We start from the raw sequence: 14058 nt of genomic DNA, 5'->3' as shown, positions 1-14058 counted from the left end.
CATTCTGTTCTGTGATTAGGTAAAGAAGCTTTACGGGGGCTTTGCCATACGGTTCGGCACAGATGGTGCCGGCGTGGCGACCGTTCCCGAGCGCGTCTTTTCCCTCACGGAATGGAGCACTCTCACATGAAGTCCTCAGGACTGGTACGGAGATGGTCGGCGCTCGGCGCCTCCACCGCCGTGCTTGCCGCCATGGTCACGGGTCTCATGGCCACCCCGTCCCAGGCGGCGACCGCGTCCACCGCCGCGAAGGCCGCCACGGCCACCGCGGCGAAGCCCAAGCCCAGGTTCTCGCCCTCGGTGTCGCTCACGACGCCGAAGGCCTCGCCCGGTGACTACTCGGGCTCCTGTCCGGTAAAGATCAGCTTCTCCTCGAAGATCAAGGTCAAGCTCAAGGGCAAGACCGAGGTCGCCTATCGCTGGCTCCACGGCGACGGGTCCAAGAGCAAGGTGAAGGTGGTCAAGCTCTCGGGCAAGGGCACCAAGTCCTTCACCGTCCGCCAGTCGATCACCTTCAAGGGTGAGGTCAAGGGGTGGGAGGCCATCCAGGTCCTCGGCCCGCGCAAGGTGACCTCCAAGAAGGGCTACTTCTCGGTCGACTGTGGCAAGGACAGTGGCAGGGACCACGACAAGGACGGCGACTACGGTCGTCCCGGCGACAAGTCGGTCAGTGTCAACGCCTGGGCGAACCCTGACAGCTACGCCGGTCCTTGCACCCCTGGTGACAAGATCGACTTCCACGGTGTGATCAAGGTCGGCAGCCCGCGCTGGGTCTACTACCGCTGGGTCCTCAACGGCAAGGTCGTTGAGCGCGACAGGATCAAGGTCTGGAACTCCCGCAAGGTCGGCTTCGGCTTCTCTCCCCGTGAGAGCCACCGCGGCTGGGCCGAGCTCCAGGTCGGCACCCGTGGCGACTGGGCCGGCGACCGCGCCTACTACAAGGTGTGGTGCAAGTCCGAGGCTCCGGCCACCCGGGTGTCCGTCTCGACCCCGACCACCGGCACCAACCACAACACCTGTGCGGTCGGCGCCAACGCCACCATCTCGGCGACCGGCCGTGGCCGCGTCGAGTGGGTCTGGTCGGTCAACGGCAAGTCCGTCGCCAAGGGCGACACCTACTTCAGCGGCGCTGACCGGAAGCTCGTCGAGCTGCCCGAGCAGGCCCTGAGCGGCGACGCCACGAAGGGCGGCACGGTTTCGATCCACGTCACCGGGCCGAACAACAACGACTCGGCGTCGCAGTCCTACGCCGCGTGCCAGAAGCAGGAGACGCCCGCCAAGTCGGTCAAGGTGTCGCTCGAGGCCGTAACCGACCAGAGCACCTGCAAGAACGGCAGCGGCGCGACCATGAAGGTCACCGCCACGGTGACCGCTGACGGCGCCGCCAAGGGCGTCGTGGTGCAGCTCTGGAGCGAGGTGGGTGGCTTCAGCCACAACGCCACCGTCGACTTCGCCGCTGCGGGAACCCAGACGGTCTCGTGGAGCCTGCCGGCCAAGGGCACCAATGGTGTCCACGCCAAGGCGACGCTGGCCAACGGAGCTTCCTCCAGCGACCTGCGCACCTACGGCGACCACTGCCCCAAGGTTGAGGACAAGCCCGCAACCGAGGACACGCCCGCCGAGGACGCCAAGGCCTGATCAGGTCTGACTCCCCGGAACCGGGCGGCGTCTCATGACGCCGCCCGGTTTTCGTTTGTCATCGGGCACCATCGATGTCATGAACTACGTCCCTCCCGGCAGCGGCTGGCCCGACGATCCCGCCACACCCGCCACGCCCGTGGCCCACGACCCGGCCGAGGTGCGGGAGCTCGCGGGCGCCGCGCCGACGCTGGGTGAGCTCACCGCGCGGCAGTCGGTCTGCCGGGCCTGCCCGCGGCTGGTCGAGTGGCGCGAGGAGGTCGCGACGGTGAAGCGGAGGGCCTTCGCGGAGGAGACCTACTGGGGCAGGCCGGTCCCCGGGTGGGGGGCGGAGGAGCCGCGGGTGCTCCTGGTCGGCCTGGCTCCGGCCGCGCACGGGGGCAACAGGACCGGGCGCATCTTCACCGGTGACCGCAGCGGGGACTGGCTGTTCGCCTCGCTGTACCGGGCCGGGCTCGCCGTACAGGAGACCAGTGAGCGGGCCGGGGACGGGCAGCGGCTGATCGGGGCCCGGGTGATGGCGGCGGTGCGGTGCGCGCCGCCCGCGAACAAGCCCACGCCCGGGGAGCGGGCGGCCTGCTTCCCCTGGCTGGCCCGGGAGATCGCGCTGGCGGCCCCGAGCGCGCGGGTGGTCGTGGCGCTGGGTGGGTTCGCCTGGCAGGCCGTGTGGCCGGCGCTGAAGGACGCGGGCTACGCGCTGCCGCGCAGCAGGCCGCCGTTCGGGCACGGCGTGGAGGTGCCCGTGGCGTACGGCGAGACGCGGGTCACCCTGATGGGCTGCTACCACCCCAGCCAGCAGAACACCTTCACCGGCCGGGTCACCGCGGCGATGCTCGACGACGTCTTCACCAGGGCCGCCAAGCTCGGCGGCGTGCGATAGCGGAAAGATCGGCTAAATTTCCGGCCTGATACCCCCATTTCGGCTTAACCGTTTGTGAAGATTGTGGGGAGTTACACAGGGAGGGGGGTTGGCGCGAAGCAAAGCGGAAGGCGTAAGCTTGTGAATGCTTTCACAAGCAATCGAGGGATGGGACCTCAGGTGAACGGGACGTCGAAGCACATCTTGATCGTCGGCGGAGGATACGTCGGCATGTACACGGCGCTGCGGCTCCAGCGCAAGCTCCGCAGGGAGCTGCGCGACGGCCGCGTGCGCATGACCCTCATCGACCCCAACTCCTACATGACCTACCAGCCCTTCCTGCCCGAGGCCGCGGCGGGCAACCTGTCGCCGCGCCACGTCGTCGTGCCGCTGCGCCGCGTCCTGCCGCAGGCGGAGATCCTCAACGGCGTGGTCACCGAGGTCGACCACGTGGCCAAGACCGTCAACTTCGTGCCCGCCGAGGGCGACCCCGGCAAGATCTCCTACGACATCATCGTGATGGCAGCCGGGTCGATCTCCAGAACCCTGCCCATCCCCGGCCTCACCGACATCGGCATCGGCTTCAAGACCGTCGGCGAGGCCATCGCGCTGCGCAACAGGGTCCTGCACCAGCTCGACGTCGCCGAGTCGACCCAGGACCCCGAGGTGCGCCGCCGGGCGCTCACGTTCGTCTTCGTCGGCGCCGGGTTCGCGGGCGTCGAGGCGCTGGCCGAGCTGGAGGACATGGCCAAGGACTCCACCCGCTACTACCGCAACATCACGCCGTCCGACGTGCGCTGGGTGCTCGTCGAGGCCACCAACCGGGTGCTGCCCGAGGTCGGCCCCGAGATGGGCCAGTGGACGCTGGAGCAGCTCCGCGAGCGCAACATCGACGTCAGGCTCGACACCCGCCTGGTGTCCTGCGTGGGCGGCCACGTCGTGCTGTCGGACGGCGAGGAGTTCGACGCCGAGACCCTCGTCTGGACCGCGGGCGTCAAGCCGAGCCCCGTCGCCAACGCCGGCGACCTGCCGCTCGACGAGCGCGGCCGGATCAAGACCACCACCAGGCTGACCGTGGCGGGCACCGCCGACGCCTACTCGGCCGGCGACGTCGCGGGCGTCCCCGACGTCACCAACCCCGGGCAGTACTGCGCGCCCAACGCCCAGCACGCGGTCCGCCAGGCCAAGGTGCTCGCCGACAACATCGTCCACCAACTCCATGGGGAGGAACTGGTCGACTACCGCCACAAGTACGTCGGATCGGTCGCCGGGCTGGGCCTCTACCAGGGCGTGGCCAACGTCTACGGGGTCAAGCTTCGCGGATTGCCTGCGTGGTTCATGCACCGCACCTACCATCTGTCGCGGGTGCCGACGCTGAACCGCAAGGTCCGCGTCGTCGTGGACTGGACCCTGGCGCTGTTCTTCAAGCGGGAGACGATCTCCCTCGGCGAGATGGAACACCCGCGCGACGGCTTCCGGGCCGCGGTGGCCAGCAACCGCCGATAGTCACGGTACGGCTCGCGCCCCGGCGGCTTCCGCCGGGGCGTTTCGGTGCCCCAGGAGCCTACTGATAGGGGATCCAGGCATGGGACTCTCCGCTTTGACCGTGCTGGGCGCCGACCGGCCCGGCCTGATAGCCGATGTGACCGGATCGCTCGCCGAGTGCGGCGCCAGTGTCCAGGACTCGACGATGACCCTGCTGGGCGGTCATGTCGCGATGATGCTGCTGGTCTCGGGCGACCTGCCGGCCGAGGAACTGGGCAGGCGGGTCCGCCTTCCCGAGCTGGTGGTGACCGCGGCGGCGGTCGACGCCCGGCACGACGTCTGCCGCGGGCCCGCCGGCCTCGGCTACGTTCTCACGGTGCACGGCCCCGACCGGCCCGGCATCATCGCGGCCGTCAGCGCCGTGCTCGCCTCCGTCGGGGGCAACATCACCGGCCTGAGCACCCGGCTGAGCGACCGCCTCTACGTACTCATCGCCGACGTCGACCTACCGGCCCAGGTGGACGTCGCCGACCTGATGCGCAGCCTGGCCAAGGTGGGGGCGGGGCTCGGCTCGGAGATCACCTTCCGGCCCGGCGAACCGGAGCTGCTGTGACGGGAAGGGCGCGCGACCTGCTCATCGCGCCGCACCCGGTGCTCACCACCACGGCCGACCCCGTGGACCCCGCCGACCCGGCCGTGATCGAGGCCGCCGCCGACCTGCTGGCCACCCTGCGCGAGACCGCCCCCCGGACGGGCCTGTCCGCGCCCCAGATCGGCCTGAGCTGGCGGCTGATAGCCTTCGACGCGGGCCGGCACCCCCGCAGCCGGTCGAGCGCCGGAGAGCTGGTGGTGGTCAATCCGCTGCTGGCCCAGGCCTCGCACTGGGAGAGCGGCATGGAGAGCTGCGTGTCGGTCGGCGGACTGGCCGGTGAGGTCGCCCGCGCCGGCCGCATCGTCGTCCACGGAAGCCTTCCGGGCACCGGCGCCCCCGTCACGATCCAGGCCGACGCCTTCGAGGCCCGCTGCATCCAGCACCAACTGGATCATCTGGACGGCCTACTGTTCCTGGACAGAGTCTCCCGAGCCCTCACACTTCACCACAGACCTCACTCTTGTGACGCCTGATACGAAGTTGTGCTCCTCGGAAGCATGGTCCGTTTCGTATGATTGCGGCGCCCCCGTAGCCCAATGGCAGAGGCAAACCCCTTAAAAGGGTTGACGTGCGGGTTCGAATCCCGCCGGGGGCACCGAAGTCTTTCTTTCTATTTCAGGGCTCTGACCTGCGCTTTTCTTCTCCGGTAAATGTCCGCGACACCCTTTTCCGGTACCGCATTTCCGGGATGGCCCCCCTGACCCCCTTCCGGCCCCCTCCCGGGCCCGGGGGCCGGGAGCCCGGGAACTTGGGGAACCGGCCGTTCGTTGGCATCGCTGCGGAAGTCTCGAATGTACATAGATCCCGGCGTGACCGATCCCGTGTGACGCCAGATCCAATACTCTGATCACACAGGTCGCAGCGTGGAGGCAGCGATGGAGAGCAAGAACCCCGTATTCAGCCGGGCCCCGTACGGCCACCAGCAGCAGGGATGGTCAGGGCCACCCCCGTCGCCGGACCAACTGCGTGACATGTACAACTCGCCGTCGTACGCGCCGCCCGCCGAGCGGACGATGACGATCGACGACGTCGTGGTCCGCAGCTTCATGACGCTGGGCACGCTGGTGGTGTCCGCCGCGGCCGCCTGGGTGCTGCAGGTGCCGCTGGGCGTCGCGGTCGTCTCGGCCATCATCGGCGTCGTCCTGGGTCTGATCGCCTCGTTCAAGCAGAGCACCAGCCCGCCGCTCATTCTCGGCTACGCCCTCTTCTATGGCGTTTTCGTGGGCGCGCTCAGCTACATGTACGAGTCGTTCTTCCACGGCATCGTCCTGCAGGCGGTGCTCGGCACGGCCTTCGCCTTCGCCGGAGTGCTGACCGTCTACTCGTTGCGGATCATCCGGGTCACCCCGAAGCTGGTCAAGTTCGTCTTGGCAGCCGCCATCGCCGCCGTCGGCCTGGTGCTGGTCAACCTGCTCGTCAGCATCTGGGTCCCGGGTGGGCTCGGTCTGCGCAGCGACAACCTGCTCGGCTGGGGCTTCAGCGCCCTGATGATCCTGCTTGGCTGCTTCTTCCTGCTGCTCGACTTCGCCTCGGTCGAAGAGGGCGTCAAGCAGGGCGCGCCGGCCAAGTTCGCCTGGCAGTGCGCGTTCGGTCTCACGCTGAGCCTGGTCTGGATCTACCTGGAGGTGCTGCGCTTCATCAGCTACTTCTCCGGCGACGACTGATCGGGAAAATCATCCGGAAGGGCCCCGCCGAACGGCGGGGCCCTTCTCGTTGTGCGACGAATGATCTACGACGGGTGACAAAAGCTGTCGCCTGAGGGGTTGCCATTCCCGGTGTGGTGTTGCAGTGTCGAGCAAAGGAGCAAAATCCATCCGTGGAGGTGCCCATGTCCTTGAACCACTCACCGGAGTTGCAGACAAAGCTGATCGCAAGGGTCCCGACTATTACGGGGCGCGAACTCCCAGAGTGGTTCCTAGCCATCGACAACGGCCCATCGTTCCTCAGGTGCGACGAGCGGGCCAACTGGCTCGCCGACGAGCATGGGCTGACTCATGGCTACGCCGCCGCCATCGTCCTCGAGCACGAGCGGCACCGCCGCAACCGCATGGGCTACATCTAGCCCACCGCCTACGCCCGGACCCTCGGGTCCGGGCGTTCTCACGCTCTCCCGGCGGTTCGTGATCAGCTGAGGCGTTCGAGGAGCATGGCCATGCCCTGGCCGCCGCCGACGCACATGGTCTCCAGGCCGATGGTCCTGTCGTGGTGGCGAAGGCTGTTGATCAGGGTGGAGGTGATCCGGGCGCCGGTCATACCGAACGGGTGGCCGACCGCGATCGCGCCGCCGTTGACGTTGAGACGGTCCAGGTCGATGCCCAGGTCCCGGTAGGACGGGATGACCTGCGCGGCGAACGCCTCGTTGATCTCGACCAGGTCCACGTCGTCGATCGACATCCCGGCGCGGGCCAGCGCCTGCTTGGACGCCTCCACCGGGCCGAGCCCCATGATCTCGGGCGACAGGCCGGTGACGCCGGTCGACACGATGCGGGCCAGCGGCGTGATGCCGAGTTCGGCGGCCTTGGTGTCGCTCATCACGATGACCGCGGCGGCGCCGTCGTTCAGCGGGCAGCAGTTGCCGGCGGTGACCGTGCCGTCAGGGCGGAAGACCGGCTTGAGCGGGGAGACCGCCTCGTAGGTGGTGCCCGCCCTGGGGCCGTCGTCCTTGCTCACCACGGTGCCGTCCGGCAGCGTGACCGGCGTGATGTCCTTCTGCCAGAAGCCGTCGGCCAGCGCCTTCTCGGCGAGGTTCTGCGAGCGCACGCCGAACTCGTCCTGGTCCTGGCGGGTGACGCCCTTGAGCTGGGCGAGGTTCTCGGCGGTCTGGCCCATCGCGATGTACACGTCCGGCACGGCGCCGTCGCCGCGCGGGTCGTGCCAGGTGTGGCCGCCCTCGGTGAAGGTCTGGGTGCGGGCGCGGGCGTCCTCGAACGCGGGGTTCATGGTGTCGGGCAGCGAGTCGGAGTTGCCCTTCACGAACCTGGAGACGGTCTCCACGCCCGCGGAGATGAACACGTCGCCCTCGCCGGCCTTGATGGCGTGGAAGGCCATCCGGGTGGTCTGCAGGGACGAGGAGCAGTAGCGGGTGACCGTGGTGCCGGGCACGTTGTCGAGACCGAGCATCACCGAGACCACGCGTCCCAGGTTGAAGCCCTGCTCGCCGCCGGGCAGGCCGCAGCCGAGCATCAGGTCGTCCACCGTGGTGGGGTCGAGCTGGGGCACCTTGGCCAGCGCGGCCTGGATCATCTGGACGGTCAGGTCGTCGGGACGGATGTCCTTCAGTGACCCCTTGAAGGCGCGGCCGATGGGCGAGCGCGCGGTTGCGACGATGACTGCCTCGGGCATCAGGCTCTCCTGGGTTGGTGTCAGCACTCTTTCGCGAGGTTACCCCGCGGTAGTCCAGATGCCACGACCCGGGCCCCAGAAAACAGAACTTTGTTTCGGACGGGAAAAGCGCGGTCTGATTGCCGCCAGCGCGATCCGCCGGGCCGGACGAACATGGTGCGCATGGACATCGAGATCCGGGCCATAGCCCCCGAGACGGTACGGGACCTGCTGGAACGCGACGACGCGGGCAGGCCGCCACGCCTGCTGACCGACAGGGAGGGCGGCAGCCCGTTGCGCTGCTGCCTCACCAGGGCGCGGGCGGAGGAGGAGATCGCGCTGGTGTCGTACGCGCCGCTGCGCCGCTGGGCGGCGGCCAACGGAGTGGACCCCGGGGCGTACGACGAGCAGGGGCCGATCTTCGTGCACGCCGGGCCGTGCGCGGGCCACGCGGGCGGCTGGCCCGCCGCGCACTCCGCGCACCGGATCCTGCGCGCCTACAACGCGGCCGGGGGGATCCACGAAGGCCACTACCTGGCGGCGGGCGCGGACCCCGAGGTCGCGCTGAAGGAGGTGCTCGCCGACCCGGAGGTCGCCGTGGTGCACGTGCGGGCCGTCGAGTTCGGCTGCTTCCAGTTCGAGGTACGGCGCGCCTGACCGGTACGGCTCAGCCGTACATGCCGGGTGCGGTGGCGGCGCCGTCGTTGACGCCGTGCAGGCCGCCCTTCTCGTCGCGCCACAGCCGCCACCCGTCCTGGCTGCCGGTGAACCACGACGGCGGCGCGCCCTGACCGGCCACCCGCTTGCCCGTGGACAGGTCGTACTCGCAGATGGAGGCGATCGAGTAGAAGCCGGGCGCCTGGCCCTTCAGCGGCAGCGGTTTGGGGTCGGTGACGCAGAAGGACCAGCCGTGCTGCTCCTCGACCGGGACGGACTGGCCGGTGGCCAGGTCGTAGACGCTGCCCTTGGTGTCGTGCTTGAGGAAGCCGAGCCGCTCCATCCGGGCCGGGAAGGCCAGCCACCAGCCGGAGCCGGGCACCTGGGCGGCGGTGATCTGCCCCAGGACCCGGCCGGAGTCGGCGTCCAGCTTGGCGAAGCCGCCGTACAGGCCCTGCTGGTCGACCGGGCGGACGATCGGCGCGTAGCCGGGGCTGCCGCTGGGGTAGACGCGAACCACGGAGGGCCGCATCCAGTTGATCGTGCCGTCGTCCAGCTTGACGGAGAACAGCCCGAAGGCGGAGGTCCGCTTCGTCCGCGGGCTGGTGTACGGGGCGACGTAGCCGATGAGGTTCGCGCCGGTCGCGCCGAACGCCCAGCCGCCCGACAGGTCGATGTCGGGTCCGAGGGCCTGCTCGATCGGCTGCTGCCAGTGCAGCTTGCCGGTCTTCAACTCGTAGGACTCGATCACGGGGTTGGTGGCCAGGCGCAGCAGCACCACCCGCTTCGCGTCGGACCACTGCACCTCGGCGATGCCGGGCAGCTTCCACAACTGCCCGCCCGTGGCCGGGTCGAGCACCACGACGCGGGCGGCGGCCAGGGCGGTGTGCTCGGACAGGCAGAGGTAGGGCCCGCAGCGCTGCGGGCCGAAGGTGGAGTGCACGGGACGCGTCCACCTGACCCGCCCGCTGCGCGCGTCGCGGGCGGTCAGCATGGCCTTCCAGCGGCCCATCTTGGCGGGATCGACGGAGGCGATGACGCCGTCGGCGATCGCGGGCGCGGACACGCCCATGCCCGGCAGCCGGCCGGCCATGGTCGCCGGGGTGCCCCACAGCTTCCTGCCGCTGGCCAGGTCGATGGCGACCGTCTCCAGAGTGCCGTCGGGCTTCATCGAGGTGGTGGCGGCGACGCCGCTCGCGGTCGCCGTCCGGCTGACCGCGTTGACCTGGTCGTTGTGCCACGTCGGGAACGCCGCCGTGGCCGCGTCGCTGCCGGAACATCCGGCCAGGGCCAGGGTCCCGGCGAGGGCGAGGGCCGGTTTCGCGTAAGGCCGCATTCCACTCCAATAGGGGCGAGGAGTGGCGGATCGGACGCGGAGGGTGACCGGAGTCAGGCGTCGTGAGGCATCTCCCCGAGTCGCCGGCGGAACAGCGTCACCCATCTGCCGTGGGGACCCGTGGCCCGCCCCGCGACCCTGGTCGCGGTGACCTCGGCGCCGGGTTCCTCCGCGGCCGTAGCCGCCGCAAGGTAAATCGGTTGCAGTCCTTCACCGCGCACGGGTCGTGGCTCAGGCCACAAACCCAACGCAGCGCATACAGACGGTAGCACCGCGTAAGCCGCTTGGGCGTAACCTCGGTCAGATGGATGAAAACGGTCGGGTCCGAACATCTCTGTCGGGTTTGTAGCGAATTCCGGCCCGAGCAGGTCGGCGAACGCCACGGTCCGGCCGCCCGCCTCGACCACCGCCACCGTCTGCGCGGCGGCGAGCTGGCGGCTCCACCGCCGCGTCACCCACCGCAGCGGCTGCCCGATGGGCCGCACCGTGCCCAGGTCCGGGCAGGTGCCCACGATGACCTCCGCGCCCGCCTCACGCAGCCGCCGCACCGCCTTGGCCAGATGGCGCACCGCCGTGGCCGGCGACGTCTGCGTGGTGACGTCGTTGGCCCCGACGAAGATGACCGCCACGTCGGGCTTCGCCTTCAGCGCCCGGTCGACCTGGAGCGCCAGCTCTGCCGACGGGGCCCCCGACTTGCCGACCACGCTCACCCGCACCGGGCGCTCGGCGACCGCCGCCAGGCCGTACGCGATGAGCACCCCGGGCGTCTTCGCGGGGTCGGTCATCCCCAGCCCCACCGACAGGGAGTCGCCCAGCATGACGAGCGACACCGGCGGGCCGGAGAACGCGCCGTAGACGCCCTCCGACGGCGGTCCCTCCAGGCCGTGCGGGCGGCCGATCATCTTCCGCGCGACCAGGCTCTCGGCGAACAGCAGGCCGTACGCCGTCACCCCCAGAGCGGTGAGGCCGCCACCTCCGACGGCCGCCGCCGCCGCGATCCTGCGCGCCGCGCGCGCCACCCCGGGTGTCCAGAACACCTACCGGGCCCCTCTCGTCTCCTCGCGACGGTAGCGTTTGATGGAAAACTAGCCGAGTCCCGGCTACCCCCTCGGGACCTCGGCCTCCGGCAAGCTGATCAAGCTTCGGCAAAGAAGGTGAACACCTCGGTGCGCGTATACGATTCCCTGGTCGAGCTCATGGGGAACACTCCACTCGTCCGGTTGCACAAGGTCTCCGCAGGGCTGCCCGCCCAGGTGCTCGCCAAAGTCGAGTACTTCAACCCGGGCGGCTCGGTGAAGGACCGCATCGCGGTGCGCATGATCGAGGCCGCCGAGGCCTCGGGCGCGCTGCGGCCCGGCGGCGTCATCGTCGAGCCCACCTCGGGCAACACCGGCGTCGGCCTGGCGATCGTGGCCCAGCGCAAGGGCTACCGGTGCGTCTTCGTGGTGCCGGACAAGGTGGCCCAGGACAAGGTCTCGGTGCTGCGGGCCTACGGCGCCGAGGTGGTGGTCTGCCCGACCGCCGTCTCGCCCGACCACCCCGAGTCCTACTACTCCGTCTCCGACCGGCTGGCCCGGGAGATCCCGAACGCCTGGAAGCCGGACCAGTACTCCAACCCGCAGAACCCCGAGTCGCACTACCTCTCCACGGGACCCGAGCTGTGGGAGGAGACCGAGGGGCGGATCACGCACTTCGTCGCGGGGGTCGGCACCGGCGGCACGATCAGCGGCACCGGCCGCTACCTCAAGGAGGTCTCCGGGGGGCGGGTCAAGGTCATCGGGGCCGACCCCGAGGGCTCGGTCTACTCGGGCGGCAGCGGCCGGCCGTACCTGGTGGAGGGGGTCGGGGAGGACATCTGGCCGGCCACCTACGACACCACGATCTGCGACGAGATCATCGCGGTGTCGGACAAGGACTCCTTCAACATGACGCGGCGCCTGGCCCGTGAGGAGGCGCTGCTGGTCGGCGGCTCGTGCGGGATGGCCGTGGTGGCCGCGCTGCAGGTCGCCGCGCAGGCCGGGCCGGACGACGTGGTGGTCGTGCTGCTGCCCGACGGCGGCCGGGGCTACCTGTCGAAGATCTTCAACGACGAGTGGATGGCCGACTACGGCTTCCTGACCACGGCGTCGGAGGAGGGCCTGGTGCGGGACGTGCTGTCGCGCAAGGGGCCCGGCATGCCGGAGTTCGTGCACACCCACCCGTACGAGTCGGTCGGCACCGCCATCGCCATCATGCGCGAGTACTCCGTCTCCCAGCTTCCCGTCATGAAGGAGGAGCCGCCGGTCATGGCGGCCGAGGTGATCGGCTCGATCCAGGAGCGCGACCTGCTCGATGCCCTCTACCGGGGGCGGCTGACCTCGGAGGACACGATCGCCGAGCACATGTCGCAGCCGCTGCCGATGATCGGCGCCGGCGAGCCGGTGTCGCGCGCGGTCGAGGCGCTGGAGAAGGCCGACGCCGCCGTGGTGCTGGAGGACGGCAAGCCGGCCGGCCTGCTCACCCGCCAGGACCTGCTGGCCTTCCTCGCCAACCACTGAGCGGGAACTCCGCCACGACCTCCCAGGCCCCCTCGGGGGTGGGCCCGGCGAGCAGGCGCCCGCCCAGGGCCTCGACCCGCTCGGCCATGCCGACCAGGCCGAAGCCGCCGCCGAGGCGGGAGATCCTGGGGTCGTGGGCCGAGCCGTAGTTGCGCACCCGCAGCCGTACGCCGCCGGTGTGCAACCGCAGGTCGGCCTCGACCCAGCCGGTGCCGGGGGCGTGCCGCCGCACGTTGGTCAGCGACTCCTGCAGCACCCGGTGCAGGGTGGTCATGACCTCGGGCGGCAGCGTGCCGTCGCTGATGCCCTGGCCGATCTCGAAGGCCACGTTCGGGCCGTTGGCGGCGAAGCGCTCGGTCAGGACGCGCAGGTCGGCCAGCGAGGTGCCGGGGGTACGGGTCGCCTCGTCCTCGGCGCGCAGCACGCTGACCAGGCGGCGCATCGAGGTGAGCGCGTCGGCGCCGGCGTTGGCGATCGCGTCGAGGGCGGGCACGACGGCCTCGGGCTTCAGCTCGGCGACGGTCTTGGCGGCCTGGGCCTGCACGACGATGCCGGTGATGTGGTGGGCGACCAGGTCGTGCAGCTCGCGGGCCAGTTCGAGGCGTTCGGCGCGCCGTACCGAATGGACCGCCTCGGTGCGGCGTTCCTGTTGGAAGCGCAGGTAGGCGCCGACGGCGGTGGCCATCGCCCAGCCGAAGAAGAGGATGAAGGAGAAGGCCAGGCCCGAGTTGCCGGCGTCGCGGCCCGACCCCTCGGCCATGAGCACCACCATGGCCACGACGGTCAGCAGCGCGGCCCGGCGGATCGGCGTGACGTGCCGCAGGACGCCGATCGTCAGCAGGAGCAGCGCCCCGGTCTCGGCCGTGCCGGGAACGCCGGGGTACTGCAGGGCGCTGATCAGCAGCGAGGTGCAGAACGACAGCGCCAGCAGGACGGCGAAGCCCTGCACGCGGTACCGCCTGCGCAGGATCACTGCGGCGGTGCCCACCACGCCGCACACCGGCACGAGGAACTGCGGGCCGCCGATGCCGACCGCGATCGCCAGGTCCACGGCCAGCATCATGGCCAGCCAGCCGATCATCGCGATCTCGCTGAGCCGCCGGATCCAGTAGACGAAGCGCTGCGTGTCCCCCACGGCCTCTGAGCCTAGGCCGGAAGTCGTAATGCCCATATCAGCCATTCGGCCGAGTGATCCCGCTGCAGACCAATCCTTCAACCGAGGTGGCGGCCCGCCCTGATCGCGGAGACTCGACTCATCGAAGGGGGAAGGGACATGATCGTCATCGGATTCGTACTTCTGGGCGTCGGGCTGGTCATCGGGGTGCTGCTGGCCGTCGCCGACCCGGTGCTGCTCTCGCGCATCAACGGCGAGCAGGCCGAGGGCGGCGGGAGCGGCCGCCACATCAACGCGCCGCGCATCGAGGTCCCCGGGGCCGAGGTGGTACGGCTGTCGCGCCGGACCGAGCGGCACGAGCCCACCGCGGCCTGATCAGGCTCGGCGCCCGCGTGTGCATGGGACGCGCGCGTGCCGACGTCGCGGGCGTGGGTCGGGGGACCCGGCGCCCGCCGCACC

At 70.1% G+C, this 14058-nt stretch carries 14 protein-coding genes and 1 tRNA gene; 11 read left to right on the top strand and 4 right to left on the bottom strand.

The genetic code is table 11. The annotated features are described in order from the left end of the window. Nucleotides 1–126: 126 nt before the first annotated feature. From ABZ911_RS14790 to ABZ911_RS14755, 8 genes are all read left to right on the top strand, one after another. The gene (locus ABZ911_RS14790; RefSeq protein WP_358055205.1) at nucleotides 127–1638 is read left to right on the top strand and encodes a hypothetical protein; all 1512 of its coding nucleotides are present in this window, start codon (nucleotides 127–129) and stop codon (nucleotides 1636–1638) included. Between the two features lie 79 nt (nucleotides 1639–1717). Further along, entirely contained in the window at nucleotides 1718–2518 is an 801-nt protein-coding gene (locus ABZ911_RS14785; RefSeq protein ID WP_358055203.1) for a uracil-DNA glycosylase, read from the top strand. A 159-nt stretch (nucleotides 2519–2677) separates the two neighbouring features. Then, the gene (locus tag ABZ911_RS14780) at nucleotides 2678–4003 is read left to right on the top strand and encodes an NAD(P)/FAD-dependent oxidoreductase (protein ID WP_358055201.1); all 1326 of its coding nucleotides are present in this window, start codon (nucleotides 2678–2680) and stop codon (nucleotides 4001–4003) included. A gap of 79 nt (nucleotides 4004–4082) precedes the next feature. Further along, on the top strand, nucleotides 4083–4595 hold the full coding sequence (locus ABZ911_RS14775; RefSeq protein ID WP_358055199.1) for an ACT domain-containing protein: 513 nt from the start codon (nucleotides 4083–4085) through the stop codon (nucleotides 4593–4595). Further along, the gene (locus tag ABZ911_RS14770) at nucleotides 4592–5107 is read left to right on the top strand and encodes a peptide deformylase (RefSeq protein WP_358055197.1); all 516 of its coding nucleotides are present in this window, start codon (nucleotides 4592–4594) and stop codon (nucleotides 5105–5107) included. Before ABZ911_RS14775 ends, ABZ911_RS14770 begins: the two co-directional genes overlap by 4 nt. Before the next feature lie 49 nt (nucleotides 5108–5156). Next, nucleotides 5157–5229, top strand: a tRNA-Leu gene (locus ABZ911_RS14765). Between the two features lie 280 nt (nucleotides 5230–5509). Beyond that, nucleotides 5510–6298 (top strand): Bax inhibitor-1/YccA family protein, encoded by a 789-nt coding sequence (locus tag ABZ911_RS14760; protein WP_358055195.1) that lies wholly within the window; start codon nucleotides 5510–5512, stop codon nucleotides 6296–6298. A 164-nt stretch (nucleotides 6299–6462) separates the two neighbouring features. After that, nucleotides 6463–6696, top strand: a complete 234-nt coding sequence (locus ABZ911_RS14755) for a DUF4287 domain-containing protein (protein WP_358055369.1) — start codon at nucleotides 6463–6465, stop codon at nucleotides 6694–6696. Between the two features lie 62 nt (nucleotides 6697–6758). Here the strand turns inward: ABZ911_RS14755 and ABZ911_RS14750 are convergent, their stop codons facing one another. After that, nucleotides 6759–7976 (bottom strand): acetyl-CoA C-acetyltransferase, encoded by a 1218-nt coding sequence (locus tag ABZ911_RS14750; protein WP_358055193.1) that lies wholly within the window; start codon nucleotides 7974–7976, stop codon nucleotides 6759–6761. A gap of 162 nt (nucleotides 7977–8138) precedes the next feature. On the opposite strand from ABZ911_RS14750, the gene ABZ911_RS14745 reads away from it, so the two are divergent. Continuing rightward, nucleotides 8139–8612 carry a DUF1203 domain-containing protein gene (locus ABZ911_RS14745; protein WP_358055191.1) on the top strand — a complete coding sequence of 158 codons (474 nt, stop codon included), beginning with the start codon at nucleotides 8139–8141 and terminating at the stop codon, nucleotides 8610–8612. A gap of 10 nt (nucleotides 8613–8622) precedes the next feature. Here ABZ911_RS14745 and ABZ911_RS14740 read toward each other — a convergent pair whose 3' ends face one another. Both ABZ911_RS14740 and ABZ911_RS14735 read right to left on the bottom strand, forming a co-directional pair. Further along, complete coding sequence (locus ABZ911_RS14740) at nucleotides 8623–9948, bottom strand: PQQ-binding-like beta-propeller repeat protein (RefSeq protein WP_358055189.1); 1326 nt, start codon at nucleotides 9946–9948, stop codon at nucleotides 8623–8625. A gap of 53 nt (nucleotides 9949–10001) precedes the next feature. Then, the gene (locus ABZ911_RS14735) at nucleotides 10002–10985 is read right to left on the bottom strand and encodes an SGNH/GDSL hydrolase family protein (RefSeq protein WP_358055187.1); all 984 of its coding nucleotides are present in this window, start codon (nucleotides 10983–10985) and stop codon (nucleotides 10002–10004) included. Nucleotides 10986–11114: 129 nt separating this feature from the next. Between ABZ911_RS14735 and ABZ911_RS14730 the strand changes: the two genes are divergently transcribed. Then, nucleotides 11115–12485: a cystathionine beta-synthase gene (locus tag ABZ911_RS14730; RefSeq protein WP_358055185.1), complete on the top strand. Its 1371-nt coding sequence runs from the start codon at nucleotides 11115–11117 to the stop codon at nucleotides 12483–12485. Here the strand turns inward: ABZ911_RS14730 and ABZ911_RS14725 are convergent. Continuing rightward, nucleotides 12445–13620 carry a histidine kinase gene (locus ABZ911_RS14725; protein ID WP_358055183.1) on the bottom strand — a complete coding sequence of 392 codons (1176 nt, stop codon included), beginning with the start codon at nucleotides 13618–13620 and terminating at the stop codon, nucleotides 12445–12447. The two genes, ABZ911_RS14730 and ABZ911_RS14725, sit on opposite strands and share 41 nt — an antisense overlap. 138 nt (nucleotides 13621–13758) lie before the next feature. On the opposite strand from ABZ911_RS14725, the gene ABZ911_RS14720 reads away from it, so the two are divergent. Then, the gene (locus tag ABZ911_RS14720) at nucleotides 13759–13974 is read left to right on the top strand and encodes a hypothetical protein (protein ID WP_358055181.1); all 216 of its coding nucleotides are present in this window, start codon (nucleotides 13759–13761) and stop codon (nucleotides 13972–13974) included. Nucleotides 13975–14058 lie beyond the last annotated feature (84 nt).

The organism is Nonomuraea sp. NPDC046570, assembly GCF_040645915.1.
Taxonomy (GTDB): Bacteria; Actinomycetota; Actinomycetes; order Streptosporangiales; family Streptosporangiaceae; genus Nonomuraea.
The sequence above is the reverse complement of the archived record's forward strand: the minus strand, read 5'-3'. Positions and strand labels throughout refer to the sequence as shown.